At 49.0% G+C, this 26,708-nt stretch carries 26 protein-coding genes and 1 pseudogene; 15 read left to right on the top strand and 12 right to left on the bottom strand.

Annotated features, from left to right (window positions below):
- Nucleotides 1–100: 100 nt before the first annotated feature.
- Nucleotides 101–229, bottom strand: a complete 129-nt coding sequence (locus tag V5N12_RS00305; protein WP_332900112.1) for a hypothetical protein — start codon at nucleotides 227–229, stop codon at nucleotides 101–103.
- On the opposite strand from V5N12_RS00305, the gene V5N12_RS00300 reads away from it, so the two are divergent.
- Together V5N12_RS00300 and V5N12_RS00295 are read left to right on the top strand one after the other, a co-directional pair.
- Complete coding sequence (locus tag V5N12_RS00300; RefSeq protein WP_332900058.1) at nucleotides 179–466, top strand: glyoxalase superfamily protein; 288 nt, start codon at nucleotides 179–181, stop codon at nucleotides 464–466. The two genes, V5N12_RS00305 and V5N12_RS00300, sit on opposite strands and share 51 nt — an antisense overlap.
- 353 nt (nucleotides 467–819) lie before the next feature.
- Nucleotides 820–1,035 (top strand): hypothetical protein, encoded by a 216-nt coding sequence (locus V5N12_RS00295; RefSeq protein WP_332897154.1) that lies wholly within the window; start codon nucleotides 820–822, stop codon nucleotides 1,033–1,035.
- 43 nt (nucleotides 1,036–1,078) lie between these two features.
- Here V5N12_RS00295 and V5N12_RS00290 read toward each other — a convergent pair whose 3' ends face one another.
- The 4 genes from V5N12_RS00290 to V5N12_RS00275 all read right to left on the bottom strand — a co-directional run bounded on the left by V5N12_RS00290 (nucleotide 1,079) and on the right by V5N12_RS00275 (nucleotide 6,422).
- The gene (locus V5N12_RS00290) at nucleotides 1,079–1,558 is read right to left on the bottom strand and encodes a helix-turn-helix transcriptional regulator (RefSeq protein ID WP_332897153.1); all 480 of its coding nucleotides are present in this window, start codon (nucleotides 1,556–1,558) and stop codon (nucleotides 1,079–1,081) included.
- Nucleotides 1,559–1,747: 189 nt separating this feature from the next.
- A complete protein-coding gene (locus V5N12_RS00285; RefSeq protein ID WP_332897152.1) occupies nucleotides 1,748–3,439 on the bottom strand; it encodes a bacterio-opsin activator domain-containing protein in 1,692 nt (563 codons plus the stop codon).
- Nucleotides 3,440–3,445: 6 nt separating this feature from the next.
- A complete protein-coding gene (locus V5N12_RS00280; protein WP_332897151.1) occupies nucleotides 3,446–3,895 on the bottom strand; it encodes a response regulator in 450 nt (149 codons plus the stop codon).
- Nucleotides 3,888–6,422, bottom strand: coding sequence for a PAS domain S-box protein (locus V5N12_RS00275; RefSeq protein WP_332897150.1), 2,535 nt, complete (start codon nucleotides 6,420–6,422; stop codon nucleotides 3,888–3,890). The genes V5N12_RS00280 and V5N12_RS00275 overlap by 8 nt, the downstream gene beginning before the upstream one ends.
- A 764-nt stretch (nucleotides 6,423–7,186) precedes the next feature.
- On the opposite strand from V5N12_RS00275, the gene V5N12_RS00270 reads away from it, so the two are divergent.
- From V5N12_RS00270 to V5N12_RS00250, 5 genes are all read left to right on the top strand, one after another.
- Nucleotides 7,187–7,438, top strand: coding sequence for an AbrB/MazE/SpoVT family DNA-binding domain-containing protein (locus V5N12_RS00270; protein ID WP_332897149.1), 252 nt, complete (start codon nucleotides 7,187–7,189; stop codon nucleotides 7,436–7,438).
- Complete coding sequence (locus V5N12_RS00265) at nucleotides 7,439–7,870, top strand: PIN domain-containing protein (RefSeq protein ID WP_332897148.1); 432 nt, start codon at nucleotides 7,439–7,441, stop codon at nucleotides 7,868–7,870.
- 106 nt (nucleotides 7,871–7,976) lie between these two features.
- Complete coding sequence (locus V5N12_RS00260) at nucleotides 7,977–8,381, top strand: SWIM zinc finger family protein (protein ID WP_332897147.1); 405 nt, start codon at nucleotides 7,977–7,979, stop codon at nucleotides 8,379–8,381.
- 195 nt (nucleotides 8,382–8,576) lie between these two features.
- Nucleotides 8,577–9,077: a hypothetical protein gene (locus V5N12_RS00255; protein WP_332897146.1), complete on the top strand. Its 501-nt coding sequence runs from the start codon at nucleotides 8,577–8,579 to the stop codon at nucleotides 9,075–9,077.
- Between the two features lie 1,024 nt (nucleotides 9,078–10,101).
- Entirely contained in the window at nucleotides 10,102–10,452 is a 351-nt protein-coding gene (locus V5N12_RS00250) for a hypothetical protein (protein WP_332897145.1), read from the top strand.
- 44 nt (nucleotides 10,453–10,496) lie between these two features.
- Here the strand turns inward: V5N12_RS00250 and V5N12_RS00245 are convergent, their stop codons facing one another.
- Together V5N12_RS00245 and V5N12_RS00240 are read right to left on the bottom strand one after the other, a co-directional pair.
- On the bottom strand, nucleotides 10,497–10,766 hold the full coding sequence (locus tag V5N12_RS00245; protein WP_332897144.1) for a DUF7571 family protein: 270 nt from the start codon (nucleotides 10,764–10,766) through the stop codon (nucleotides 10,497–10,499).
- Nucleotides 10,767–10,958: 192 nt separating this feature from the next.
- A pseudogene (locus V5N12_RS00240) lies at nucleotides 10,959–11,501 on the bottom strand (dTDP-glucose 4,6-dehydratase); the annotation flags it as partial.
- A gap of 238 nt (nucleotides 11,502–11,739) precedes the next feature.
- Between V5N12_RS00240 and V5N12_RS00235 the strand changes: the two are divergent.
- From V5N12_RS00235 to V5N12_RS00205, 7 genes are all read left to right on the top strand, one after another.
- Nucleotides 11,740–11,901: an HVO_A0556 family zinc finger protein gene (locus tag V5N12_RS00235; protein WP_332897142.1), complete on the top strand. Its 162-nt coding sequence runs from the start codon at nucleotides 11,740–11,742 to the stop codon at nucleotides 11,899–11,901.
- Between the two features lie 104 nt (nucleotides 11,902–12,005).
- Complete coding sequence (locus V5N12_RS00230; RefSeq protein ID WP_332897141.1) at nucleotides 12,006–12,464, top strand: GDP-mannose mannosyl hydrolase; 459 nt, start codon at nucleotides 12,006–12,008, stop codon at nucleotides 12,462–12,464.
- A gap of 70 nt (nucleotides 12,465–12,534) precedes the next feature.
- Nucleotides 12,535–13,596, top strand: a complete 1,062-nt coding sequence (locus V5N12_RS00225; RefSeq protein ID WP_332897140.1) for a GDP-mannose 4,6-dehydratase — start codon at nucleotides 12,535–12,537, stop codon at nucleotides 13,594–13,596.
- Between the two features lie 29 nt (nucleotides 13,597–13,625).
- Nucleotides 13,626–14,549: a GDP-L-fucose synthase family protein gene (locus V5N12_RS00220; RefSeq protein WP_332897139.1), complete on the top strand. Its 924-nt coding sequence runs from the start codon at nucleotides 13,626–13,628 to the stop codon at nucleotides 14,547–14,549.
- A 289-nt stretch (nucleotides 14,550–14,838) separates the two neighbouring features.
- The gene (locus V5N12_RS00215; RefSeq protein ID WP_332897138.1) at nucleotides 14,839–16,635 is read left to right on the top strand and encodes an ABC transporter ATP-binding protein; all 1,797 of its coding nucleotides are present in this window, start codon (nucleotides 14,839–14,841) and stop codon (nucleotides 16,633–16,635) included.
- A 441-nt stretch (nucleotides 16,636–17,076) separates the two neighbouring features.
- Nucleotides 17,077–17,886 carry an FkbM family methyltransferase gene (locus tag V5N12_RS00210; protein WP_332897137.1) on the top strand — a complete coding sequence of 270 codons (810 nt, stop codon included), beginning with the start codon at nucleotides 17,077–17,079 and terminating at the stop codon, nucleotides 17,884–17,886.
- A gap of 168 nt (nucleotides 17,887–18,054) precedes the next feature.
- Nucleotides 18,055–19,353, top strand: a complete 1,299-nt coding sequence (locus V5N12_RS00205; RefSeq protein WP_332897136.1) for an MJ0042-type zinc finger domain-containing protein — start codon at nucleotides 18,055–18,057, stop codon at nucleotides 19,351–19,353.
- A gap of 8 nt (nucleotides 19,354–19,361) precedes the next feature.
- Here the strand turns inward: V5N12_RS00205 and V5N12_RS00200 are convergent, their stop codons facing one another.
- The 3 genes from V5N12_RS00200 to V5N12_RS00190 all read right to left on the bottom strand — a co-directional run bounded on the left by V5N12_RS00200 (nucleotide 19,362) and on the right by V5N12_RS00190 (nucleotide 22,862).
- Nucleotides 19,362–20,294: a glycosyltransferase family 2 protein gene (locus V5N12_RS00200; RefSeq protein ID WP_332897135.1), complete on the bottom strand. Its 933-nt coding sequence runs from the start codon at nucleotides 20,292–20,294 to the stop codon at nucleotides 19,362–19,364.
- A 123-nt stretch (nucleotides 20,295–20,417) separates the two neighbouring features.
- The gene (locus V5N12_RS00195) at nucleotides 20,418–21,638 is read right to left on the bottom strand and encodes a glycosyltransferase (protein WP_332897134.1); all 1,221 of its coding nucleotides are present in this window, start codon (nucleotides 21,636–21,638) and stop codon (nucleotides 20,418–20,420) included.
- A 75-nt stretch (nucleotides 21,639–21,713) separates the two neighbouring features.
- The gene (locus V5N12_RS00190; RefSeq protein ID WP_332897133.1) at nucleotides 21,714–22,862 is read right to left on the bottom strand and encodes a glycosyltransferase family 4 protein; all 1,149 of its coding nucleotides are present in this window, start codon (nucleotides 22,860–22,862) and stop codon (nucleotides 21,714–21,716) included.
- A 328-nt stretch (nucleotides 22,863–23,190) separates the two neighbouring features.
- Between V5N12_RS00190 and V5N12_RS00185 the strand changes: the two genes are divergently transcribed.
- Nucleotides 23,191–24,405 carry an O-antigen ligase family protein gene (locus tag V5N12_RS00185; protein ID WP_332897132.1) on the top strand — a complete coding sequence of 405 codons (1,215 nt, stop codon included), beginning with the start codon at nucleotides 23,191–23,193 and terminating at the stop codon, nucleotides 24,403–24,405.
- 161 nt (nucleotides 24,406–24,566) lie between these two features.
- On the opposite strand, the gene V5N12_RS00180 is transcribed toward V5N12_RS00185, so the two are convergent.
- Together V5N12_RS00180 and V5N12_RS00175 are read right to left on the bottom strand one after the other, a co-directional pair.
- A complete protein-coding gene (locus tag V5N12_RS00180; protein WP_332897131.1) occupies nucleotides 24,567–25,781 on the bottom strand; it encodes a glycosyltransferase in 1,215 nt (404 codons plus the stop codon).
- Between the two features lie 39 nt (nucleotides 25,782–25,820).
- Entirely contained in the window at nucleotides 25,821–26,591 is a 771-nt protein-coding gene (locus V5N12_RS00175) for a glycosyltransferase family 2 protein (RefSeq protein WP_332897130.1), read from the bottom strand.
- Nucleotides 26,592–26,708: the final 117 nt, after the last annotated feature.

Here is a 26,708-nt window from a genome sequence, read left to right as displayed (position 1 = left end):
GAGGTCTCTGTAGACGTGCTGAACTCAGGGCGCATAGTCAGCAATGAAGTAGCGCAGTGTTCTTCTACTTCTATCACAGCTTATGAAGCCGCTCTCCCGCTCAGATTGCAAGGCCGATGAAAAAGAACGAGCGATAGATGGGGAAGTGATTCCCATTCTCCATACCGAGAATGCCGCCGTGGCCGTCGAATGGTACGAACGCCTGGGGTTCGAACAGGAGTCTGTGCATCGATACGGACCTGGGATGCCAGCGTTTCTGACCATCCAACGGGGACGAATGTGCCTCTTCCTCTCCGAGCACGAAGGTGACGCCCGTCCCGACACGCTCGTGTATCTCCGCGTCAATGACATCGAATCCATTGCCACCGAGTTCAACGCAGACATCAAAGACGCGCCGTGGGCCCGCGAGATAGAGCTTCGAGACCCCGACGGCAATCGGTTGCGAAGCGGTACGCCGACGGACTGAGGGGGCTCAAAACAGATTGGTTTCGAAACGATAGCACAACACTGTTGCAGTTCATCTCACTACTCCGTTGTCGATAGAGAAGCGGGCCCGTCTGCTGACTCCACCCTCTGTGTTCACCACGTACGTTCTCGCAACTGCTGTGGGTTTCAACAGAGCCACGACCAGTGAGTTGTGGTTCAAAAGAAGACGCCGAGTGAGCGCCTTCTGCGGTAATCCCTCTTGGAGAACTACCAATGAGCACTAAACGCACTATCGGACAAGAAGCTTCGGTCGAACAGCGTAGTAACACGGCGTTCCCAGAGCGGGGTGCGTGGTGGACGTAGACTAATGCGGTCGCTGGCCGATTAGTTTGTATGGGCGCACACACTGGGACGACTGCGTTAATCGAGGCGCTCAGTGACTGGCAACGTAACGTGGCCGCACTTCTCGTCGTCGCCATCGCGTTCTTCGGTGCGAGGCTGATTGGGTCGAATGAGGCCTACTACGGCGCGTTGTTGGTCAGCTTCACCGTCTGGATGGCCTGGTTCGTTCTCATCGCCATCGAGTGGCTCAAGCGCGCCGATTTCTGACCTTTGAGGAAGACTCTCCAGTTTCGTGAGAACACCCACGAATTCAATCGTGGGTTACTGACACATTGCGATTGGGCGCACCGTGTGCGTCGATCTCGGGAGTTGGTGCCGCTTCGGGAAGATAGACGATCTTTTCGATACCGATCTGCACACGGACGATGTGCCCCTCTTCTTCTACTTCCGTGAGGAGGCGACTAATCGTCGAGGGAGACCAGGAGGTGTATTCGGTGAACGCCTTTTGCTTCAGTTGTCCACCATTCTCTTCGAGTAGGTGAACGACGAACTCTGCTGGCAGCTGTCCTAGTTCAATCAGCACGTCAGCAGGGGTCTCTATGTTAGCAGAGATACCCGTTAGTTCGGCTCCCTCTTCGGGCGTGTCGGTTCGTTCGACAGCCCGCTCACTCTCGGTCGATGCGTCCGCTGTGTCGCTACTTGTCGCGCCGGTGTGGGTCGGCTGCCACTTTCGCAACTGAGCCTTGAAGTGCTGTAAGTGTTCAGCGAGGCCTAAACCTGAGTGCATCATTGATGTATCATATATGGGGGATCCCCAATATTCCACCACCCAATATTTTCGGATTTATTTTCTTTCAGTATCTCTAACTATTGGAAAATTCACTCTACAGGCTTCATACTGCCTTTTCTGGGCGAATTTGGCTGCATTAGAAATCTATCTGGTTTCGAGTCTCTCACAGTTATGTCGCCCGACGTCACACTATGTTCGTCCGGAATTGTCGAAAATTGAGCGGATGAGTTTGCGCTGACTCGTGCGGATGTGTTCGTGGAACGTGGACGGGGATACCCCCATTGACGTGGCGATATCCTCGCCTGATTTCCTGCGCGGCCAGTCGAAGAAGCCAGCGAAGTAGGCGGTTTCGAGCGCCGTTCGTTGTTTCTCGGTGAGTTGGTCGTGTAATACCTGGTGGAGATTGGGTGTTGCCGCTGTGGTGCAAACCGTCTGACGGTTGGCTATCATCTCCGCACACGGGTACTCAGCTTTGACGGCGTCAACAATCCGGCGAACATCTGCCCCCGGTTGAATGTGCACCACGATGTTGATATCTCCATCCTCGATGGTTACCGTGTTGATTCGTCCTCCAATCGCGGCTATCGAGGAGATGGCGGGCGGCGCTGAAAGCTGCAGGTCGAATCGAGATTCGTCTGCCTCGGGAGCGTCAATCGTCACGTTTCGATAGTGGGGCTGTTCGGAAACGAGGGCCGTGAGCGTCTCCATCGCGTCTTGTGTCACAGTACCGTACTGCAGGAAGTTGTCCTCACCAATCGGTATCGTCCGATCGAAGGTTATCTTTCCAGTGGACGGGGTCGGGAGGCCAAGCACGTTCTGTACCTTGAATCTGAGTTCGACCACTTCCTCGTTGAGCAACGCTTGCTTTCGCTCGATAGCGTTAATCGCGTGGCCAATCACTTTCCCAAGCCGGGCGACGACCAGCCGTTCGTTCTCATCGAACCTATTCGCAACCGCAGAATAGATGTTCAACACGCCGTAGATGGTGTCTTCGTACTCGATTGGAATGGCCGCAGACGCACACACGCCGTGTTCGCGGGCATGGTCTACCCAGGGTGCATAGCTCGTCTCTTCTGAGATGTTCTGGACGACGTGTACCTCGCCGGTTCGAATCGCCTTCCCAGTTGGGCCCTGCCCTTCGTCGCTGTCGTCGATTCGAATAGTCGTCGAATCGAGATAGCCAGTGACGCCGGCTTCGGCGCGAATGGTGACTGTCTCTTTGGTGGGGTTTATCTCGCCAATCCAGGCGAATTCGTACGCATCTGCATCCGCAAGGTGTTCACAGACCAGTTGTTCGATCTGTTCGCGGGTGGTCGATTCGATCACGAGATGCGAAATCTCGTGGACGAGTTCGTTGAGCGAATTGAGCGTCGCGAGCTGGTTTCGCTGTCGCTCGAGTTCACGTTCGTGGGCTTTCCGCTCGATTGCGTGGTGCACCGACCGAATCACCATATCCGCGTTGATTTCGTCTTTGACGAGATACTCTTCGGCCCCTCTGCGGAGGGCCTCCAATCCGAGTTTCCGGTCACGAAGCCCAGTGAGCACGACGATCGGCGTGTCGTTCGCGTGCGCTCGAACCGTTTCGACCGTCGCGAGCCCATCGCTGTCTGGCAGGTTCAGATCCAGCAGAATAACATCGATTGGGCTCTCTGAGAGCCGTTCGAGACCGTCTGACAGCCGCGTTTCGTGGACGAACGCTGGCTCAGCCGGGGACACCGTAACGGCCTGGTCGGTGAGTGAGGGTCCGCCCGGAGGCGACGCACGCTCAGACAGTTCTTCAACCCCACGGAGTAACTCTCTGATGAATCGGGCATCACCGGGATTGTCTTCGATGATAAGTATCGTGAGTGCGTTGTCGAACGTGGATTCGTGTTCGGCCATGTGGAGTCAGTCCTCCTGCGGTGGCAACTGGACGAATTCAAACCAGAATTGCTCGAACGTCTGGACGAGGCTGATGAACTCATCAGGATTGATTGGCTTTGTCAGATAGGCGTTTGTGTGTAACTCGTAGCTTTTGACGATGTCCGCTTCTGCTGCCGAACTCGTCAGGACGACGATCGGAATGTGTTTCAACTTTGCATCCGATTTGAGTTGCTCTAACACCTCGAGGCCGTCGATCTTCGGTAAATTGAGGTCGAGGAGGATGAGTTGTGGTCGAATCGCCGATTCGTACTCACCACGTCGATACAGGAAATCGAGGGCTTCCACGCCGTCGGTGACGACGTGGAGTTCGTTGTTGATCTTGCCCTCGTTGAACGCCTCTTCTGTGAGTCGTACGTCGCCCGGGTTGTCTTCGACTAACAGAATGTCGATTGGCCGTGTGTCGCGGTTATTCATGGTGAGCCTCCACTCGTGGGAGCGTAAAGTAGAACGTCGACCCCTCGCCGGGTGTCGACTCCACCCAGATGCGGCCGTCGTGTCGTTCGACAATTTTCCGACAGAGGGCGAGGCCAATGCCCGTTCCTGGATATTCTTCGCGAGAGTGAAGACGTCTGAACACTTCGAAGATGCGTTCTTGGCGGTCGGCCGCGATTCCGATTCCGTTGTCTGAGATGGCGAACAGCCAGTCGGTCTCGCGTTCTGTGACGTCGATTTCGACGCGTGGTGCCTCGTCGCTCCGATATTTGATGGCGTTTGAGAGGAGGTTCTGGAACACCTGTTCGAGTTGGTTGCGGTCTGCGATGACCGTCGGTAGCGACTCGACAGTTACCTCGATTCCAGTCTGCTCAATCTGCATCTGGAGATTCGAGAGCACTCGCTCGACCACCGCCTCGCTTGCTGTCGGTTCGAATGGCTCGGTTTCTGTATCGACGCGTGAATATCTGAGCAGGTCGTTGATCATCGCCCGCATTCGTTCGGCTCCATCGACCGCGAATTCGATGAACTCGCGAGCGTCTTCATCGAGTGTATCGCTGTATCGACGTTCAATGAGTTGGAGATAGTTCGAGACCATCCGCAGGGGTTCTTGCAGGTCGTGTGAGGCGATGTAGGCGAACTGTTCGAGGCGTTCGTTCGACTCTTTGAGTTCTTCGATGAGGGCTTCGAGTTCGTCTTGATATCGGTGGCGCTCGATGGCTTCTGCGAGGATGTTGGCAACGCTCTGGACGAAGGAGACGTCCTCTTCGGTGAACGACTGCTGTGCTGTATCGTGGGCTCCGAGGATTCCCCACGGCGACTCGAGTGACCCGATGATGGTACTGACACCGCTGGTGACGCCGTGTGAGGTGAGCAAGTGGGGCCCGGAGAATCGCGTGTCGTTCGGAAGGTCGGTCACCACGACGGGTTCTCCAGAGAGAAGCGTGTACGAGGCTTGTGACTCCGGTTCGACGCTCGAAACCGAGACCGAGCCGACGACTCCGTCACGCCACCCGACTCCGTGGCGTACCAGGAGGCGCTCTGCCGCGGCGTCGAGTTCGAGCACTTTGCAGTAGTCGGTGTCGAGGACGTCTACGACGAGTTGTGCCGCGTGCGTAAACAAGTCATCGAGATCGGGATTTTCGAGGGCGAGTTGGCCGAGTTCCGAGACGGCTCGTTGCTGGCGAGCGTACGACTGGAGGGTGCGCTCGCGTGCAACGCGGTCACTGATATCACGAACGACGCCGACTCGCTCATAACTGTCACCGTCTGCGGGAAGGAGGGCGAACGTCGCTTCTGCTCGAATCGTTCTTCCGGAGGCAGTATGCACGTCTGCTTCGAGCTTTGCCGTCTCCGCCTCGCCCCTTTCGAGGTTCTGTTTGATCTCTTGGGCTGCTGCGGTTGTTTCGGCATCAACCACTGTCGAGGAATGCGCCCCGATGAGTTCCTCTGGCGAATATTCAATCATCTCGGCGTAGGCGTCGTTAACCATAGTAAATCGGTTGTCCTCATCGACGGAGTACACGCCATCCTGAATCGTCTCGAAAATCTTCTCGTAGCGCTCGAGCTGGTGTTCGCGCTGGACACGCTGACTGATGTCTCTGAGGTACACTGAAAGTCCCGTCTTCGATGGATAGGCGTTCACTTCGAGCCAGCGGTCTACTCCCGCGTCGTGCACCTCGAACGAGACGGGCTCCTGAGTGTCCATCGCGTTGTGAACCTGCTCCCAAAAAGGACCGTCTTCGGCATTCGGAAACGCCATCCAGATTTGCGTTCCAAGAAGTTCCGTTTCTGTGTGCTGGAGAATTTCTTCTGCGCGGCCATTTACGTGCGTAAAGCACCACTGGTCGTCGAGTGCGTAGAAGCCGTCTGAAATCCGCCCGAGAATTTCGCTCAATTCCGTCTCGAGTTCGCTCTTTCGGTGTTCGAGCTGTCGCTCTCGTTTCTTGAGTTCGGTAATATCCTCACCAGCGGAAACCACTCGGTCGAGGTTGCCGTTGGCGTCGAACATCGGAGCGGCGTTGACCGAGAACCACATCTGCTCTCCAGATGGGCGTCTGATGGCGATTTCTTCGTTAAACACCGGCTCACCCGTTTGCTGGACGCGTGTTGCTGGTTTGTCCTTGGGGTTCAGGACGTCGCCATTGGCGTCGAAAATCTCCCACTCGTCTATGTCTTCGGGTTCGTCCAGGATTTCTCGTTCTGACAACCCGAGGAGGTTTTGGGCGCGCCGATTCGCTAGTATCGTCTCACCGGCTGCATTCTGGACGGAAATGGCGACTGGCGCCGTCTTCAGAAGTTGTTCGGTCAGCTCGCGCTCGCGGCGGAGTTCTGCTTCCCGGTGTGTCCGATCGGCAAGGCGCCACCAGATGCGCGTATCGCCGACGATTTTTGAGCCAAGCGTGCCCCGTTCTGTAAGTCGAGCGAGGTGTTCTTGTACGATGTTGCGGGTACTTCCCAGTTCGTCTGCCACCTCCTGAGCGGTATGTGGCGTACAGGGGTGATCCATATCGTCGAACACCCGTAGTGTGCCCTCGAGCGTGGTGGGGGATTTTTTCTCAGGAGTTTCCATACGGGTAAAACACAATGTTCGATAATAAACGTGTTCCCTAGCTAACGTGACTGCTATCACTGGACACGCCATCTCAACATGCTCTGTTTTCCATTCTCAGCGGCGTATCGTCCCGAATTATCGTGACGGAGTCTCACGAGACGGTGGTGGAGCTCTCTATTTTACAATCTGTTTTCATGTATGTTCACGGGTTCACGCTCGCTCGCATCGTCGAGAATCCGTCGCTGGGGTTCGGCCATCGTCAGGGTACTTTCCACACACCCGACGTCCGGTCGTGACCACTCTGGCAGTCTGGCGACTGGGGTTCTTGTGCAGTCGGGCGACGTGTGTATCTTGCCCGGTGTGGCGAATGCCAGTTTATCTGCCCCTGATGGGCGAGGGGCTTCTCACAGTTCCTCGTGACTTCGAATGGCGACGAGCAACATCTACGAAACATCGTTCGACGAAGACGTACAGCCAATGAACACCTGCCCTGAATTGCGGGACGCGTTACTACAAATTCACACGAGACGGTGTGTGACGACTGTCGGTGGCTTCGATGACCCGTGTCCGTACTGTGGCCCGTCAGCCATCGCTACATATGAAATTGACCCAGTACTCAATCGTCGAGGGTAGCCGTTGTGTTGACTCAAATCCGAATGCCAGTGCGCGTAGTGTGCCTGCACACTACCCTTTTGTAACTGGAATACAAACTGAGCGATATGAGTAGTGAACGGGTTGACGCTGAGAGTAAAGTCTCGGGCAATCAAGCGAACATCCCTGCTCGGATCCGTCGTGAGCTTGGGATTAATGATGGCGATCGCCTTCGGTGGCATGTTGAATCGGATGGGAGCGTCAGGATCGAAGTTGTTCAGCAGCGGACGGGGACCTTCGCCAATTTCGATGGATACGATGGGGCTGAAGAAACGGATGTCACATCGGAGCATGATGCTTGGGGAGTTGACGTCGAGTAGATGCCCCGTGCACTCATCGATACATCCGTTCTTTTTGCAGCAGCATATCGCCGGGACAACGCACACGCTGAGGCGCTTCCGATTATCCAAGGTATCGATGAAAACGCTCTGCCAGAAGGTGTCGTCCTCGACTATGTGCTGGCTGAAACGCTGAATGGCCTTACAACGCATGCGGGACATGCTGCGTCAGTTGACCTCTTGAACCGGATTGAAGAGAATCAACGGTTTCACGTCGAGTTTCTGACTGCGGATGCGTTTGCGACAGCAAAAGCGCTATTCAAACAACATGCACCTTTCTCTTTCGTTGATGCGTGTATTGTAGCCTATATGCAAACTGAAGGGTTGGGGCATCTGTATGCGTTTGACGACGATTTCGACGCTGCAGATGATGTATATCGCCTCGCTACTCCCACGAACCCGTACAGTCCCTGATATCGGAGGTGGATATATTTTGAATTCACTAAGTTAGATACACAATTCTGGGAGTTTATCCGCCCCCGAGGGGTGCGGGGCCACTTACCGGCTCCACTGAATCCCCATGTCGAAACACATTCTCGACCGACTGCAGTACACGAATCGCTCACTGAAACGCGCCCAGTACGAAGCCTTCGAATTCTCACTCACCAATCGCGGCGTCCTCGTCAGAAACGGCAGTTACGCAGACCCTGAGAATCACGAGTACCTCGTCACCGTCACGAACGGTAGTCCAGTGGCCTGTACCTGTCCTGCTAATGCCCGATTCAAGGGTGCGTGCAAGCATCGACTCGCCGTCGCGATTCGCGCTCCCATCTTGCAGGCAGCTCAGAAGGTCGAGCGTATCATGGCCGATGGTGGGGCTGTCGAACCCACATCGAGCGCAGAACCAGTTGAGTGTGAGATGTGTCTTGAGGAAATTCCGTGTTGGGAGTGCTATCGGAGTGGGAAGAAGGAACTCCCTGACTAGCCTGCCGCTTGGCTCACATCTCCACCTCTTCTACCCGGCTCCACAGTGCGGTCGAATTAGTCAACTTTCACTGTGTACACCGAACTTTTATATAATATTTACACACATTTCAATTTATCATCGCGTGTGCCCCTCTCACCTACCGTCTCCTCTCGGGGGACGACGTCCGCCAACGTGCACGCAATGCGTTAACCCATGTGCGAAACCTGTGTTTCAACCATCGACCTACTTCCAGCGGTCACCGTCCATATTGGATACGATGACACGCTGACAGATGAGCTCAACAAACTCCTCGACGGCGATATCGTCATCGAATCGGATACGAATTACCGCTTGTCGCAAGCCGAGTGGTTCGAACTCTGGGATACGCTCTCTCGGAAACTCCCCGATGAACACGCGATGGGGAAAGACCCCACCCAGACGATGGAGTGTGCCTACTGCAAGCGGTCACTCGTTCCCATCCCTGCGATTGACGCTGAGTGCATGGTGTGTGGGAAATCAAAAGTCGAAACCACCCGCCGAATCGCAAACGGCGAACCCCCCATCGACCGAGACGACTACGAGCAAGACCTTGCGGATGACGACCCAGAAGACCCCATCGTACTCGCACTCAGAGCGGGGTTGATCTGTCCCGAGGGCCACTGGGTGTGTACGGACTGTTTGGTGAACCGACGAGCGATGCTCCAGTTGCAGTAAGCGGTACTGAGCACGTTACGCTCGATGGTTCAACCGTTGGCGCTCGATTCAGTACAGGCTTGGCTCTCTGTATTAGTCGATACTGAGCAAATGGGCGGTGAGAACATACGAAACGTACTCTCACTCAGGTGCAAGAATGGGTTTGCGTCTCCCACTAAAACATACGAAATGTACTCTCTCATTTCTGGATTCAAACCCTTCTCTCGAATTCCGTGAGTTAGAGCTATCACTATAAGTAACGGATCTGGGCAAAAGCCACAACAACATTTTTGCAACTCTTGCTTCTCAAGTTGATGCTACCACACTTGATTTTCATAATCGGCTTTCGTCCGGTGTTTTGTGATTGAATATTCCGCCTCCAATCCCCCAATATTGCTCGTTTCTACCCATTCACTGGGTGGAACGGCATCTTTTCGTGGCCAATGGTGTCTTATTCACCGTCTGTGGACTGGGTATTGCTTCCCACTATCATAATTGGAATCAGGACACGAGAACCGATTATGAGAGTTTTAGGGTGGAGTAAAGCCGCCATGTGTCGTTCATAATCGGCTCAATTCCCCGGAAGTGAACTGTGGAGACCTCCGTCGAAGGGAACTATGAAAATTAGTGGAACTGGTTGTATTCCCTCTCGCTGCCGAATTCCGGCCGGAGAAACGCTGTGGCTGCATGAGTGGCTGTTCTCGCCTACTCTCAGTTTCTCTCAAGGGGGGGCTCAATTCTTCATAATCGGTTCCCGTCTGCCATTTCTGTCCGCGTTGGTGAGATGAGCCCGCACACATCGAAAAGTCGGATTCGACAGCGGACGCGCTGCTTTCCTCCTCCCTTCTCTTGATACCTCTACTGCCTTACGCTGTGAACACGGGATTCCTCTCAAAATGCATTGCCAAGTAGCTGCTCTCCTTTCCTTGCGGAGAAGGATTCGATTATGAACCGTTCGTGAGCGGTGTAAATCCGAGAATACGGCGTCTCGTGGCCGGAGACACCGTCGTCTCGATTATGAAGGTATTTTCAGGCGCGGAACTTCGTGCACGTGAAGGACGTGGCAAAGGCGTACGTGTTGAGCGCGGAGAAGCTACTGGAGGCCTTGGACGCAAACGAGACCGGTGTCTCGAAGTTTGACCTCGCTGGTAAGGAAGATTCCTCTGTGGCCAAGGTTGCATCGCTCGTCCAACAACACGCGACAGCTATTCTCGGAGACGAACCGCCTCGTCGTCTGCTCGAAAATCCACGAACTGAGACGCTGGTAGAGCGCTTCGACGTCGATACATCTCGAACAACCGCAGTACTTGGCTGGCAACCGGACTACTCAGTTGAGGATGCAATCCGAGACGGACTTTCCCGTAACGACAGTCAGGAGATACGGACGTCTCTGTAGGTCGAATTTAGTCGTCAGTGTCGTTTCCAAAAATGGGGTGTCAGTCAGAGGGACACGGCATCGCAATGCCAGCCAGGGTCGTGGCCGGTGTCGGCGATGAGGTCAGCTCGACACGCCGGACAGTAGTCGGGTGTGGCGGCTTCGGCTCGGGGAACGTACACGCCGCCGTCGCATTCTACGCACGCATCTGCAACAATGACCACACAGTCCGCACAGAGGTTGAAATCGTCTACGGTGAGGTCACGGAGGGGTTCGAGTTGTTTGTCCAAGTAGTACTCGTCGATGACCGACTGACAACTGTGGCACGGTTTCATAGCGGTACATACTGGCGGATGTTACCATGCTACAAATAGTTGTTCCCCGTGAGTATGGCGAATCGGTGGCATCCCATGGACTACTCGCTTACTAATATACTCGAATTTTCGTCGGGAAGGCCCTGGTTGGTGAAGTGTTGACGATTAATAAAACCGAAACACAGGTTGGTGGATTACTCCCGCAGAGGTACTCTACAGCAAGTGCCAATCAATCGTCCGCGCTAACCCTTCTTCGAACGACCATTTTGGCTCCCAGCCCAAGTCTCTGAGTTTTCCTGCATCTAGTGCATAGCGTTGGTCGTGGCCAGGTCGATCTTCGACGAACTCGATAAGCTCTTCAGTTGCACCTACACCCTCAATAATCGCTTTTGCAATTTCAATATTTGTCCGTTCATAGCCACTCCCTATATTGTATATCTCACCAACCGTCCCTTCGTTACGAACCACTTCGATCGCCGCACAGTTGTCTTCAACGTACGTCCATTCTCGCACGTTGGTGCCATCCCCATAGATTGGAAGTGCTTTTCCTTGGCTTGCTCTGTGGATGAGCTTTGGAATGAGTTTTTCTGCGTGCTGTCGTGGGCCGTAGTTGTTCGACGAGCGAGTGATTTTCACTGGAACGTCGTGCGTTGTGTAATAGCTGAGTGCGAGAAGGTCTGCACCTGCTTTCGTCGCAGCATATGGATTTCGTGGATTCAGCGCATCGGCTCCGGTGGATTCGCCGTCGATGATTTGGTATTCGCGTCTGTGGCTTCGAATTTCTCCGAGTTTGCTAGAATAGACGAGGTAGGGCTTACAGTACCAATGACTACTGGCCCCGTTGTCCAAGGAGGTTGTCTCCCACTCAACTCAAACATCTAACAGCCCATGGATACTCTCCTAATTCAGAACAGTTTCAGTTATATCGTCAGTGCACTGTTGCTGTTCTAATAACATCAGTACATTGATATTGTATGCGTTCACGGTATCAGTAATGGAAAACATGCAATTTCAGGGTTCAAGCTCAGTTATCAAGTCTCTTTCCGGTCAGGAGTGTCAATGGTGTTCTGCTGGCTCATTATCATCAACAACGTTCAAAGGAACTGAGGCTGTTGTCTGTGACAGATGTGGGACACCCGCTGCACGATTTTGGTAATCTCGGTTCTCCGGAAGAGAACAGCTTAGTGACTGAGGCTGCGCTGATTGATTCACTCAAACTGTATCAGAGGAATCAATACCTGCACCCACTCGCTATGATGCATGTCACAATGGATTTCCCCAGAAGAGTGGCACACAATTGTCGAAAATGTCCCAATCGTCTCGGTCGATCTGCTCGTAGTCTATGAGGGAAAGCTTGTCTTCGGAAAACGTCAAAATGAACCAGCCAAGGATTATTGGTTTGTTCCTGGTGGCCGTGTTTACAAGGGAGAAACCCGAGAAGAAGCCGCCCACAGAATTGCTGAGCAGGAACTTGGATTAGAAATAGAGATTGTTGAATCGCTTGGTGCTTACGAACATTTCTACGATACGGCAGACGTTGCTGGAGTTGATAGTAAACACTATCTCGCAAATGGGTATGTGGTAACCTGCTTGAGTGGGGAGTTAGAGGCTGACGACCAACACGAATCTCTTCGCCTGTTCAACTCACCTCCGACTCCACTCCATGAGTATATCAAGCAATTTCTGACTGACGCGACTTCGCTACCGGAGTGGCCGTAAGTCTCCTCAATAATACTGATTTACTGGCAAATGAAAAGTTAGATAACGGATATTCACACTGACCTATACAATGGAACTTGCTTCTGAATTCACAGACCGACCCGTGTTCGTTACTGGTGCTGACGGGTTTGTCGGTTCTCACTTAACCGAGAAACTTGTCGAACTCGGTGCAGATGTACACGTATTTGTCCGAGCAACTTCGAGTGGAGAACTTCGGAATATCCGCCACTTGCGGGATTACATCACGGTTCATCGAGGTGACTTAAGAGACAAACACTCTGTTGAGCGAGCAATGAAATCGCTCCAAGAGTACTCAGATACAATTATTTTCCATTTAGGTGCGCAAGCACACGTCGGTGAATCATGGGAACGTCCCTACGAAACCATTGACGCGAACGTCACTGGGACGCTCAACCTTCTCCAGACAGTGGTCGACCTCGACCTTGACATCTACAAGTTCGATACGGCTGGAACCTCTGAAGAGTACGGTAACGTTGACGATCAAATGTCCGATAAACACGATTATTCAGAGGATGGTGGTGTTCTCTTAAGTGAACGCTCACCAGTCAATCCAACGTCTATCTACGCCACCTCGAAATTGGCTGCTGATTTCCTGACGATGAACTACCACGACGCCTACTCGGTTCCGGGCGTCACCACGCGTATGTTCAACAATTATGGTCCTCGGCAGAACCCTCGCTATATTACAGGAACCATCATTACGCAAGCGCTTGAGCGCGATATTGTCGAACTTGGAAACCTCACGCCAAAACGCGACATGTGCTTTGTGAGTGATGGTGTCCGAGGACACATGCACGTCGCACTTGAGGGGAATCCTGGCGAAGAGTACGTCTATGGGTACGGTGAGAATATTTCGATGCGCGACTGGACTGAACTGCTCCTTTCGGTAGGGAGCGAAAATGGATACTGGGACGAGCCTGAAATCGTGCAACGAGACGACCGATACCGACCGGGAGACAGTGACGTAGAGGAACTGCTCGTTGGCTACGAAAAATTGAATGAACAAACCGGCTGGGAGCCCCAAGTCTCGTGGAGTGAAGGTGCGCTCAAGACAATTGAGTGGTACGCAGCAAATAAGGAACGGTGGGACGGGCGGGTTGATTGGCGATGAGTAGTGGATATTGGGACGAGAAGACAGTCATGGTCACGGGTGGCGCTGGCTTCCTCGGGAGCCACCTCGTTGAACAGCTCGAGGCTCGCTCAGATTCTGTAGACATATTCGTTCCTCGTAGTAACGAGTACGACCTTCGTGAGAAGTCCGATATCCGTCGAGCGTTTGAGGATTCAGCGGCAGATATCGTTATCCACCTTGCCGCATCGGTCGGGGGAATTGGGGCTAATCAGAAGAATCCGGGTCGCTATTTCTACGATAATGCGATAATGGGCATCGAGCTCATGGAGATGGCTCGGAAGATGGATGTGGAGAAGTTTACCATCCTCGGAACGATTTGCTCGTATCCGAAGCATACCCCTGTTCCATTTAGTGAGGAAGATCTCTTCGACGGGTATCCAGAAGAAACGAATGCTCCGTATGGGATTGCGAAGAAAGCTCTGTTGACTCAATCAGAAGCCTACCGTGAGCAATACAATTTCAACAGTATCTACCTGATGCCGGTAAATCTCTACGGTCCACGGGACGACTTTGACTTAGAGACAAGTCACGTGATTCCAGCAATAATTAGGAAGTGTATCGAGGCTCGTGATCAGGGTGACGAGTCTATTACTGCCTGGGGGACTGGAGAACCAACTCGAGAGTTCCTGTATGTGAAAGATGCTGCAGAGGGTATCCTCGATGCGACCGAACAACTAAACGAAAGTGTTCCAGTAAACCTCGGGAGTGGAATGGAGATTAGTATCAAGGACCTTATTCTCCTCATCGCTGAACTCACTGAGTTTGAGGGTGAAATCCACTGGGATACGTCGAAGCCAGATGGACAGCCTCGGCGGCGGCTTGATACCTCTCTTGCGAAGGAACTGTTCGGTTGGGAAGCCTCGACCGAGTTTGAGATGGGACTTCAAGAGACAATCGAGTGGTTTAGTAATAGTCGACGCTTTTCCGAATAGAACCAATCCTACTCACATACAAATATAAATAACCCCCGTAATTATCGCCTACCCTCTCCTGAAACCGTCTTAATAGATTCTCAATATTGATCTTGCTCAAATATTCGTAAGTCGGCAGCTAATTGAGTTAGAGAACTTTGAGGAATTATTACAGACCCCTATCGCAGTTTGCACCGGGTCGCTGTCTGATAGGTTGCCACCATAGCTTTTAGCAAACCGCATATCCTTTATACAGAGAGAATCGAATTCTGACCACTTACCAAGGGTTTCACTAACCCTTCTACACCCTATGAGCGACAATCTCTCAAGACGTGAACAAGCCCGTGCACTTGTGCAAGTTGGGCAGTTTCAACCCGTGCTAACTGTTGGTATTATTGGATTGAGTATATTCGCGGCGCTTCTTGAGGGCATCGGCGTGAGCTTTTTGCTGCCAATCATCCAGTTGGCGCAACATTCCGGGAGCCTCGGGAATGCCGATGGAGTGCTTGGAATGTTCGTCTCCGTATATCAGTTGGTCGGCATCCCATTTTCGCTTGAAACCGCGATAATCGGTGTCGCTGTGGTGATGATTGTCCGCTACACATCGAGCTTTCTGGTGGCCTGGCTACGGGCAACACTTCAGACTATGTACGTCCGTGACCTCCAGACCCGAGCGTTCGACAATGCACTCAACGCGAGGATTAGCTACTTTGACGACGAGGGATCAGATGACATCTTGAATGCGATTGTTACCCAAGCGACGTATGCTGGACGAGCGATTGTGTACATTGTCAGGATTGTCGAACAAGGCTTTTTGAGCTTGATGTATCTCGTTGTTGCGTTGTACTTCGCTCCCCTTCTAACAATTATCGCTGCGGTATCTCTTGGGGGGTTCACGGTCGTGATACGGGGGCGACTTGAATCTGGGTACGCAGTCGGTGACCGCGTCGCCGATGCAAACGAGCGACTCCAACAGGCTGCCCAAGCGGGGACACAGGGAATCCGTGACGTGAAGTTGTTCGGGATGGCCAGTGAGCTTCTCGCGGATTTCGAGCGCGCCGTTAGACAGTTTGAGGACTCTATTATCACGTTACGTCGGAATCAGGCAGCAGTTCAAAGCTTTAATGAGCTGGTAACGGCAGTGACAGTCTTTGGGCTCATCTATGTCGCCGTAGGAGTCGCCTCGATGTCGATTGCGTCGCTGGGTGTGTTTTTGTTCGCCATGTTCCGGCTTGCACCTCGCGTGAGTACGCTTAACAATCTTATTTACCAAGTCGAAGGAAATTTACCACATATCGTTCGGACACAGGCATTTATTAGCGAATTGGACACGATGGCCGAACCAGGCGAAAACATCGAAGAATTGCCGTCCGAAATCGAACGGCTCGAATTCTCGGAGGTTTCCTTTGCGTATTCGGGGGATGACTACGTCCTCAGGGACCTCTCCTTCAACGTAAATCGAAACGAGTTCGTCGCGTTCGTCGGCTCCTCGGGAGCCGGAAAATCAACTATTGTTTCGTTGCTTGCCCGGATGTACGAGCCAGATTCGGGAGAGATTAAGGCGAATGGAACCTCAATCGAGCAGTTCGGCATTGAGGCGTGGCGGTCCCGGATTGCGGTGATTCGACAAGACCCGTTCGTGTTCAATGACACACTTCGGTACAACGTTACGATTGGAAATCGTGACGCTTCACAAGCGGAAATCGAACAAGCATGCGAAATTGCTCAAGTCACCGAGTTTCTCGAGAATCTTCCGTGCGGGTACGATACGATTCTAGGTGACAACGGGGTTCGTTTGTCTGGCGGGCAAAGACAGCGAATCTCTATTGCCCGCGCACTGTTGAAGGATGCCGACGTGTTAGTGCTTGATGAAGCGACGAGTGACCTCGACAGTACGATTGAATCGCGAGTGCATTCGGCAATTGAGGCGATAGATAACGACCGGGCGATGCTCGTAATCGCACACCGTCTCTCTACGGTCATGAACGCCGACCGTATCTATACCATGGATCACGGAGAGATTATTGAGGTTGGTTCGCATGAGGAACTTGTGGCCGACGATGGCAAATATTCCGAATTGTACGCGACACAGACTCATCGGCCATAAACCTATATCAGGCTCTTAAAGTGGACGTCTTACTTCTCGAGAGTGGAATTATTACCGGCTGTGTCGACACTCACTTAGGGGAGTGGTGAACAAGCACTGTGTATATATCTTGGGGTTTATAGGAATGTACTTCTCTGTAGACTCCCGTTGGTTCGAACCAATATTCTTACTCCAGTGTCTGATTCTCATTCTGTTCCACCAACTTTCGAGTTAATTCTCTGCATATCGTTCAAACTAACAGAAAGCCTCCCCCCCTCCGAAATCGCCCGGTATCATTTAAGTGACATTTCTCCCCTTACTGAAGCAGATGGGATGTTGCCATCTCACAGAACATTCCTTGCAAAACGGTGTAAACATTCAGGGGCTCATCTGTAAAACGTTAAGTGGTGAACTCTATAGGTATATCTAATGAAGAGTAGTAATTCAATCTTGACGAGATGCATGACACGACTCATTCGAAGTAAATTCACCAAAAAGTTTGCGTCACTACCGACTGTCCAATCACTATTAAGATATCTTGTTTCCGAATTTGAATATCTGCAAGGTATAGGAGCTGGGGCTGGCATAAGAAAAAGTGGGGAAATTGTAATCGCAAAGCAATTGCAGCATATAGATGGTCATAAGACAATATTTGATGTTGGTGCCAATATTGGTGGATTTACTGAAATGGCAGATTCATTTGTCTTCCCGGCGACATTCCACTTATTTGAACCTCAGAAGAATCTGGTGAATGATTTAGAGACTAAATATCTTAAAGATGATAGGAAAATGGTCAACTCATTTGCTCTATCTGATGCAAGCGGTGAAGATACCTTATATTACGATATAATGGGTTCTGGATTAGCATCATTGTCGAAGCGAAATCTTGACCATTTCAACATATCTTTCGAAAAAAGTGAATCAGTAAATGTGAGAACTGTTGACTGGTACTGCGAACAACATGATATTAATCATATTGATCTGTTAAAGATTGATGTTGAGGGGTATGAGTTGAATGTCCTAAAAGGCGCAAAACAAATGATTTCCAGCCATTCTGTTGATTATATTTCTTTTGAATTTGGAGGGGCGAACATCGATACGAGAACGTATTTCCAGGATTACTGGTATTTCTTTGAGGAATATGGTTACAATATATATCGAATATTACCCTCTTCAGATTTATCCAAAATAGATCGATATAGGGAGATAGATGAAAAATTCCGAACAACAAATTACTTAGCCATCTCCCCCAGGGCAAGTGCATCACTGTGAAATTAGGGATGACAACTCTGGACATCGGGAAAATTAATGAGAATTTGGTTGAATCTGTATTCCTTCTAAGCTGGAAAGCCAATGGCGGGCTTTCAGATTATTCGAGTTTCGCAAGTCTGAAATGACCTCAAAATATGATTATATTAACCAATCAAATTATTTCTACAAATGATTAAGCTCCACCCTGTGCCGGAATTCGATCTGAACTGCCCGGAGTGTGACGTAGCGCTCCTCGTAAAAGACTGGTATATCCCTGGCATGCGAATGTTAGCGGAAGTCAAGTGTCCTCAGTGCGGCCGCAAATTCTACGGAGATCTTCCCGTCGGTCACGGCCTTGTTTATCCAGCATTGGTTGATATAGAAAGTGGAGAAGTCTACAACGAGTTTGGAGGGGATTGGTTTGCTAACTGGTTAGAAACTTGCTATAGCGAACAGAAACACGAGTCAATACAAATTGAGAAAACAAAGAATAAGACGATTAATCGACCGATCGTTCTCAACTGTCTTGATGGGCTATACGGACATAGTCTACTGAAATTATTAAACGCCCAATATTATCTTGACTCAACACCAGAGTACGATCTTTTCGTCATCGTACCTTCGAACCTCAAATGGTTGGTTCCGGATGGTGTCGCCATGGTGTGGAGTATTGAAATATCACTCCCCCGTGGGAAAGAGTGGAACGACTGGCTAGCAAAAGAGATCAAATCCTTCCTCACGGAATTTGATGAAGCTTGGGCGAGTATGGCGTTCTCCCATCCACACCCAGATGACTACAACATTTCTCGGTTCACTGGTGTTGAACCATTTGCTCTCAACTCGTGGCCAGAGACAACGCCAACGGTGACATATATTTGGCGAGATGATCGATTATGGGCTCCGACTCGTTCTTCAGTTCAGTTTCTACGTCGCGCAAGGGGAACGGCATACCGTCTCGGAGAGAAACTCGGACAAAATCTAGCTATATACGAGCAACGCCATAACGTAGAAACGCTAGCGACGGAACTCAAATCTGCTTTTCCAGAAATTAATTTCGCTGTTGCAGGAATTGGCGAACCAGGTGGTTTATCTGATTCGATTACTGACCTTCGAACTCCATCACCAAACGCGAATGCGGAACGTGAACTCTGTAGACAATATTCAAATAGTCACGTTGTTGTGGGTGTGCACGGTTCTAATATGTTACTTCCATCAGCACATGCTGGTAGTGTTGTGGAATTAGTCCCACCGGATCGATGGGGGAACATGATGCAGGACTTGCTTTTTGAAAATGAATTTGACTACCGACAATCTGTTTTTGTAAACAGACATATTCCAACCTCTACTCCACCAGAGCGAGTTGCCTCAATAGTTGAATCGCTTATAAAGGATAGGTTACGACATTCACTTCATATGGAACGTAAGTGGAACCATCATGGAATTGTAAATTATAGTGATCTCAGGTTTGAATGGTCAGACAGGGGATGACAATATCCTCACAGAGATCGAAGCTTCTGAAACGTGTTCCATAGCCCAACGCTTTTGAGTAACTCTGCCCCGAGTTGTTTCATTTTCCCTCGAGTGCCTCCAATAACGAATCGGTTGTGCCTCGAATTAATGCGGTCGTCCACGAATACACTCTTAGGAAATGACATTAGTCCTACAGATGTAGTATCCGGGGTTACGTCATACCTATCGGATCTTCCAGTATGAGTACCGGTATTATCATGCCCAATATTGCGTATTTTGGAATTGACTGGATTAACACAAACTCCACCATTCGAAGCGATAGCAAATGACCACCATACAGCCCAAGAGTCAATCCGCCCACTAAGTTGATCGCGCATCATTGGGAAAAGATCTGTACCCGCCTTTCTAATCTTTTCCGTTAACTCGTCTTCTCTTGCATTTAACTCCGCTAGAGTCATTGGGTTCTGTTCAAAATGTTCCCACGCTGATTTCCAGGTGCCCCATCCCCAAGAGGAACTACGATAAGTAAAGTACACGTCGTATGGATAATCTTCAGGTATCTCGATGGGTAGGCTGTAGCCGTTTACGTTCATCACTTGACTGTCTTCTGCATACCGGTCAAGACAGGTGTTCATAAACGATACAAAATTTGTCGCTGGGACACAATCGTCCTCAATTACAATAATACGGTCATGATCCTCAAATACTCTATTAACCCCACGCACAACTGCCTTTGCCAACCCGAGATTGTGGTCGTAACATGTTACATTTTTTTGACACCAATCTACTTTATCAATTACTTCTCGGACTGCCTCAACTTGGCGCTTGTCCTGCTTGTTTTTTGGCCCGTCCGCAAAAAAATATATGTGGTCGACATTATTCTTTTGCAATCCAGCTAGCACACGCTTCAAATGGTCTGGACGATTGTATGCGAATACGGCAATACCGGTTGACTTCATCTATGGTTCACTCACAGTCGGCCCGCTTGGTTTTTTTGATGTAGCGTCTACAACAATAGTTGATTTTGAGATTATTCGAATTGGACTAAAATATTCTGGCGATTTCCCAAATTTTTGCCACAGTCACACAAGCTCATTATACAGTTTTAAATGGTGATCTACAACATTCTCAATAGCAAATTCACGTTGGGCACTCCTACGCGCTCTTTTACTCATGCGATGACTCTTTTTGTTTTCTTCAAGAACCCACATTATCCCCTCGGCAAGTGCTTTTGGATCATAGGGTTCAGCTAGATACCCCGTCTTCTTATGCTCAACAATATCTTGTAATCCCGTTGCATCAAAAGCAACAACTGGCGTGCCCGATGCAAGTGCTTCGGAGGCCATCTGGCCGAAAGACTCCTTTCTTGAGGGAACCACAATTACATCTGCATCACTATATAATTCATGGAGAGAACTTCCCTCTAAATAGCCAAGATGTTTTACTGGAATGTTAGATAGTATGTTTTTCTTTGGTTTAGCGCCAAAGCTAAGCAATTTTATTGAGTCCGTTCTATCAACCAATTGGTATAACGCGGCGTGTAATAAATCATACCCTTTATACTGAGCTTGATGCGATGAGCCAAAGCAAACAAGGTCTTCTGAGGGATCAACATCTAGTTGCTCACGAAATACACCAGAAGGATGTGGACGAAATAAATTTGTATTTAAACCATTCGGAATAACTGTAATTGGTTGGCCTGAAAACAATGAACTCTTTTCTGCACAACTAGCAATCCATCGACTGGGTGCAATAAGATTGAATGTATTTTCTTCCCACGCAATTTGCTTCCGTGTCCAAACTGAATTAGCCAAGTCGGTTCGCTTTGTGCTTGCCAGGTGTGGGCACGCACCACAACTTTCCTGGTACTTCGTACACGAATTGGACACGTGGCATCCACCCGTAAACGGCCACATGTCGTGTAGCGTCCACACTATAGGTACATTTATCTGGCTTATGGTTTCTGGACGCATGAACCCACCACCAATCCAATGGAGATGCACGATATCTGGATCGTGTCGGGCAATTTGCTTAGCCCTCCATTCTGGTGTCCAAGCCGGTGAGAAAATTTCGGGTTTTCGATTTAGATACCGTTTCAAGGGTAGTTGATCAATCTCTCTTCGAATTCGTGACTTTACCTTTCCAGTTAATCCTTCTGATCCAAATATCGAGGCGTCATTGCCCTTCTTTTGTTCTACCAACATTCTTGATTCAACACCTTGAGACCGAAGCCCCCTATGAAGACGAAATACTGCTCTGGCTGCCCCGCCTGTTGTTGTGGTATTTATATGAAGGACTCTCACACTGGCTACCAAGTGAACACGTGGCTATTTCATCCTTTATAATCACACCTAAACTCAATCTACAGTGATATGAATCTACTCGTGGGTAACATCTGAATACACAGACCGAATTTCTCGCGAGAATCGATCAACAGAATGCTTTTCGGCATATGTGAGTAGCGCTGATTCAAATTTTTTGAGCGCAGTTTGAGGATCGAAGGTTTTTAACTTTCGAGTGATTGATTGAACATCCGACTGGACCACATAGCCCAAGTCGTACTCTTTGACCAGCGGCCCAACTTCTCCAACGTTAGTAGCAATAACAGGGCGTCCGGCTGCAGCAGAACGCTGTAATACGCCACTAGTGCCAGAATATTCAGATAGATACGGCAATACAACTGCGTCACATGCAAAAAAGTAGGTGTAGACCTTTGAATCGGGAATGAAATCAAGTCTAGCGTCAATTACTGCCCGTGATTGGTTGTTAGCCACCTCTATTTCTGTTTGACCAATCACACCCTCTGAACCTGCAATTACGAACGTTGCATCCCTATCTAAATTTCCAATCACCTCCATTAATAACTTTGCTCCTTTCTCCGCTCGTAACCCTCCAAAAAATAAATAAATAGGATCTTCACCCTTAATATTTAAATTTCTACGAGCTTCCTCTTTTGAAAGTCTGTGGTCAGGTAAAGCTACTGGGTCAGGAACGACGTGCAAGTCCTTTTCCTCGAGGAATTGTGATCGTTGGTGAATACGCTCTTTAATTTGAGGGGTATGGACAAACATCCCCATAAAACTACTCTTTAATGAGAAAATATCAATAAATTTGAAACAAAAATTCCCATATACTCTTTGACGAATTGCCCCCTCTCGATGATAATGTGGGTTGAAGAGTGTGAACAATATCGGAGTTGATGTCGTAGAAAGCGCTGTAGTAATGGCTGGTTCACGTGTATCTACGAATAAATGATGGAATATATCTGCGTTCCATTCACGTGCGATTTCAAGTCCAGATCGTACATTAGATACTGTACGATGAAACGATTGAATAGCATTACCTACTGATGGGCGACCAACGAACAGAATCTTTGCACCGGCGTTCTTTACGATTGTAGCGCGATTTGACTGATCTGGTGTTATATATAGAACATCATCCCCTATATTTGAAAGATATCGGACGATATTCGCTGCATATTCTGGATGATGACCTGATAATGTAGGATCATAAAGTGCTACTCTCATCGTAAGTATGGCCTTAGGTGAAATCGTTGGTGATGTCGTAATTCAATTGTAGGGCACATTAGTCAACCTTAGTTTTATCAACGGTGGAGTGAGTCAGGTAATAAATCTACCAGCTCAAATTTGATTAGTATATCGATTCACACTATTTCTTGCAATAATTTACAGATGCAACCGCAGCTTTTCAGTAGTTGTGGCGAATAAAATTATTTGTTTCCGCAAGTGCACTTGACGTATCTCTAATACGATACTCGAATTACAAATTCTTGTCTGTTTTTGATGCTGGTACAAGAACCAAAGCGTATTTTGTACCTGTATATTATTATTTGATATGTCCAGTTTGAGTCTCAGGCCGTCAAGAAAGCCTGAAATCCGTAGTTGCGTCTTGGATATACTCTATCTCATGTTTCTTTTTATTGGGGTTGTAGATAGTGGGCCACCACTTTCCAAACTTCCCATTGATGTAACAATCATAGTTGGTGTTATTCTTGGTCTTGGTATGGCACTCACATTTGCTTCTCAATCAAGAATTGTATTCTCTCAGAAGAGTATTTTTGCGCAAGTATTATTATTTACACTACTTGGATGGCTTGCAATGACACTATTTTGGGCACCATCTAATATTGCTGCTTCCGCGATGTTACGGGCAATCATAGGAGTTTCTGTCGCATTTGTGTATCCAATATGGATGATTGGACCAGACCGAGATCGACTCGTTAGAGTTCTTTGGTTCATCGCTGGGTTCGGAGTTTTCTTAGCGCTTGCCTATGGAATATATGGTTACGTTCCGGGGATAGTTCCAAATCGAATCTCACTCTCTCGGCCTATCGGACTTGCTGCTGTAATCCTGACAGTTATGGCAGTTGGAAAAAAAGGTAGGACGTCAGTTGTATGGGGGATCCTAGCTTTATTACTATTCATTGTATTGTTTCAGACTGGTGCAAGAGGACCGACCGGCGCTTCAATAATCGCTTCTTGTATTGCAGGAGTGGGAATGTATCTGAGTCGAGGAGAAGATCGCTTTCCCAAGCAAATCTTGGAAAAAGTTGTTCTGGCAATTTCTGGCATAATCCTTATGATTCCAATTTTAACATATCAAATAGAGTCATTTCCAACTATGAGACGATTTTCACTTCTTCTCGAGGGGGGTGGCCCATCATTAAATAATCGGGTTGATTTCTATACTTGGTCTATTAAATCGTGGTTATCCTCACCGCTATCTGCTGTAATTGGAAATGGGATGGGAGCATTTGCTGAGAGTTACTCCAATGCGTCATGGTATGCATACCCTCATAATATCTTCGTAGAACTTGCTCACGGAGGTGGGTTGGTTGCACTCGTACTATTTATAACTTTCCTAACATTTGTTGTAAGGGGATCTACTTCTCCACCGGCCCTTAAGCGACCGGAACACGTTACAATATTAGGTCTTGCCACATACATGATGATTAATGCACAGTTTTCTGGCGATATTTACATTAACAAATACCTATTTTCAATTCTCGGACTTTTAGCAGTCTCTTCTGAAATGGATAGGGCTATTTAGCAGAGTGTCCCACTCCTTGTGACAATCATCAATATTCACAGGATAGATACATATAGAAGATTTTGGATTTCATCGAAAAATTCTGTTTTAGCATCTCTTAAGAAAATATATAACAGCAGGATGTGGTTGATTATTTTGATTATTATTTGCCGACCGAGCTATCAATATTGCTGCAACTTATTAACTTCGTCTTCAACAGATGTGAATAGGTCTCGATAAAGTCTAGTATGCTTGCTGGAAACCGTCTCGAATGACCAGGATGTGACGGCGTGGTCCCTAGCACGGCGCCCAAATATTTTCCTGTTCTTTCTGCTAGTTAGTATTTTTGCAAGTTTTGTCGAAAAATCTTGGATGTCGTAGCATTTCGCCAACAGCCCTGTTTCACCGTCAATTACTACATCACGTAGCCCACTCGTATCGAAGGCAACAACCGGAGTGCCACATGCGGATGCTTCAGCTGCGGTTTGACCGAACGATTCGTAACGGGATGGGACCGCCATGACGTCGGCGAGAGAGTAAACTTGGGGAAGCTGCTCAGGATTAACCCAACCAAGTGAGCGAGTTTTGAATGGAATATTATCAATTGTTCCATTCCCGAACTGAAGCACGATGGTTTGATCAACTTTTACGTTGTTTTTCAAATCACCCAATGCCTCTCGCAAGAGATCTCCTCCCTTTATGTGATCGTCCTTCATGTTCACCCCTCCAGTCAGGATAATATTTGCTTCAGTTGGAATCGAAAGTTCCTTCCTAGCCAATTCCTTGTCATTAGGTGAAAATAACTCTGTATCTATACCGTTTGGTATCGTTTTGACTGGCCCCTGAACTATGGAGCTGTCCTCAGCCTTAGCTGCCATCCATTTAGATGGCGCAATGTAGTAGATTTTTTTCCCGGACAAAGCCGCTTGATAAGCTTGGAGTTGATTAGTCGAAATATCCTGTTGGTGTGTACTATTCAACGCTGGGCACTGGCCACATTGCTGGATAAATCCATCACAATTCTCAGCATGATGGCATCCGCCAGTCAGCGGCCACATATCGTGTAACGTCCATACAATTGGCGCTTCAAATTCTCTAATGGTTCTTGGAGACAAAAATCCTGCAACCCAATGGAGATGAACAACATCAGCATTGTTTGTTTGATGGCTCAGATTTGGCAACCATGTAGGTGTGAATTTTCGGTCAAGTTGACCCCTTAGTAACTTATGACCAATTGGGAGGTGATTGAGTACGTACCGAATGTATCCACTAGAATATTTGCCATCAAATAAGGAGGTAATGTTAGAATCCACACCACCTGCTTTGTTTAATGCATCGTCTAAGCGTGTTACAGCTGTTCCTGCGCCGCCTGCTGTCGTTGTGGCAAAATGTTCCACTGAAATTGGTGCTGGTTTCTTCCTCATTATAGAATGTTTTTATCCACTTCTTTGCACTTTTCTGGCTGGCTTCCTCACGTACTGTGGAACTTTTCTTAGAGGTTTGATTCCACCTACGAGCAGACCTCCCTTGAGATCGTTCTTTCGCCAAGATTTGACCACTTCCCAATTTGCTTTGATAATAGTCAACATAGATTCGTTACTTTTCCCCCCGACCGCCATCCTGACAAGTATTCTGTCAATATAAGTGGTTGATACGTTATTTTTCAACAATAGACGAAGCATCAGTTCGTAATCTGCTGCAATCTGCAGGTCTAAATCAAATAAGCCGTGGTTCTCGTAGACCTCTTTCTTCACGAAAAACGTCGGATGTGGTGGCATCCAGCCATAAAATACTCTCCTTTGGTTAAATGGACCACTATTCCAATATCTTACTACGTCGTCAGTATTGTCTACGTAGACAAGATCTCCGTAACACGTTTGAGCCCCTGTCTTCTCCATTTTTAAGAGTACATCTCGGAGAACATACTCATCTTGGTATTGGTCATCAGCATTCAGTACACCAATAATGTCCCCACTGGCTTTCTGAATGCCCTTGTTCATCGCGTCGTAAATCCCCTCATCAGGTTCCCGAATGAGAACATCAATATTATCTCGAAGGTTTTCGAGAATCTCACTGGTCTTATCTGTTGAGCCGCCATCCACGACTATAATCTCTGGGCTAGAGACACCCTCCTGTTTACGAATCGATTTGAGTGCTTCACTGACGCGGGGGTCGTTATATACAGGTGTAATAATACTAACTTTCATTTTCACCGGTTCTAATTAGTTTACCAGTAGTCGATAGATTGTTTTCGGGTTCTCTCTTCAAGAAACGTACCTTACGAAGATACGGACGAATCAAACTATATGACTCATATGACATGT

Source organism: Haladaptatus sp. CMSO5, assembly GCF_036689885.1.
Classification (GTDB): Archaea; Halobacteriota; Halobacteria; order Halobacteriales; family Halococcaceae; genus QDMS2.
This window is presented reverse-complemented; position numbering and strand designations above follow the sequence as displayed.

Coding starts and splice junctions, on each gene's coding strand:
- V5N12_RS00305 (WP_332900112.1), bottom strand. CDS start 229: ATGCACAGACTCCTGTTCGAACCCCAGGCGTTCGTACCATTCGACGGC.
- V5N12_RS00295 (WP_332897154.1), top strand. CDS start 820: ATGGGCGCACACACTGGGACGACTGCGTTAATCGAGGCGCTCAGTGAC.
- V5N12_RS00290 (WP_332897153.1), bottom strand. CDS start 1,558: ATGATGCACTCAGGTTTAGGCCTCGCTGAACACTTACAGCACTTCAAG.
- V5N12_RS00285 (WP_332897152.1), bottom strand. CDS start 3,439: ATGGCCGAACACGAATCCACGTTCGACAACGCACTCACGATACTTATC.
- V5N12_RS00280 (WP_332897151.1), bottom strand. CDS start 3,895: ATGAATAACCGCGACACACGGCCAATCGACATTCTGTTAGTCGAAGAC.
- V5N12_RS00275 (WP_332897150.1), bottom strand. CDS start 6,422: ATGGATCACCCCTGTACGCCACATACCGCTCAGGAGGTGGCAGACGAA.
- V5N12_RS00270 (WP_332897149.1), top strand. CDS start 7,187: ATGAGTAGTGAACGGGTTGACGCTGAGAGTAAAGTCTCGGGCAATCAA.
- V5N12_RS00265 (WP_332897148.1), top strand. CDS start 7,439: ATGCCCCGTGCACTCATCGATACATCCGTTCTTTTTGCAGCAGCATAT.
- V5N12_RS00260 (WP_332897147.1), top strand. CDS start 7,977: ATGTCGAAACACATTCTCGACCGACTGCAGTACACGAATCGCTCACTG.
- V5N12_RS00255 (WP_332897146.1), top strand. CDS start 8,577: ATGTGCGAAACCTGTGTTTCAACCATCGACCTACTTCCAGCGGTCACC.
- V5N12_RS00245 (WP_332897144.1), bottom strand. CDS start 10,766: ATGAAACCGTGCCACAGTTGTCAGTCGGTCATCGACGAGTACTACTTG.
- V5N12_RS00235 (WP_332897142.1), top strand. CDS start 11,740: ATGGAAAACATGCAATTTCAGGGTTCAAGCTCAGTTATCAAGTCTCTT.
- V5N12_RS00230 (WP_332897141.1), top strand. CDS start 12,006: ATGTCACAATGGATTTCCCCAGAAGAGTGGCACACAATTGTCGAAAAT.
- V5N12_RS00225 (WP_332897140.1), top strand. CDS start 12,535: ATGGAACTTGCTTCTGAATTCACAGACCGACCCGTGTTCGTTACTGGT.
- V5N12_RS00220 (WP_332897139.1), top strand. CDS start 13,626: ATGGTCACGGGTGGCGCTGGCTTCCTCGGGAGCCACCTCGTTGAACAG.
- V5N12_RS00215 (WP_332897138.1), top strand. CDS start 14,839: ATGAGCGACAATCTCTCAAGACGTGAACAAGCCCGTGCACTTGTGCAA.
- V5N12_RS00210 (WP_332897137.1), top strand. CDS start 17,077: ATGACACGACTCATTCGAAGTAAATTCACCAAAAAGTTTGCGTCACTA.
- V5N12_RS00205 (WP_332897136.1), top strand. CDS start 18,055: ATGATTAAGCTCCACCCTGTGCCGGAATTCGATCTGAACTGCCCGGAG.
- V5N12_RS00200 (WP_332897135.1), bottom strand. CDS start 20,294: ATGAAGTCAACCGGTATTGCCGTATTCGCATACAATCGTCCAGACCAT.
- V5N12_RS00190 (WP_332897133.1), bottom strand. CDS start 22,862: ATGAGAGTAGCACTTTATGATCCTACATTATCAGGTCATCATCCAGAA.
- V5N12_RS00185 (WP_332897132.1), top strand. CDS start 23,191: ATGTCCAGTTTGAGTCTCAGGCCGTCAAGAAAGCCTGAAATCCGTAGT.
- V5N12_RS00175 (WP_332897130.1), bottom strand. CDS start 26,591: ATGAAAGTTAGTATTATTACACCTGTATATAACGACCCCCGCGTCAGT.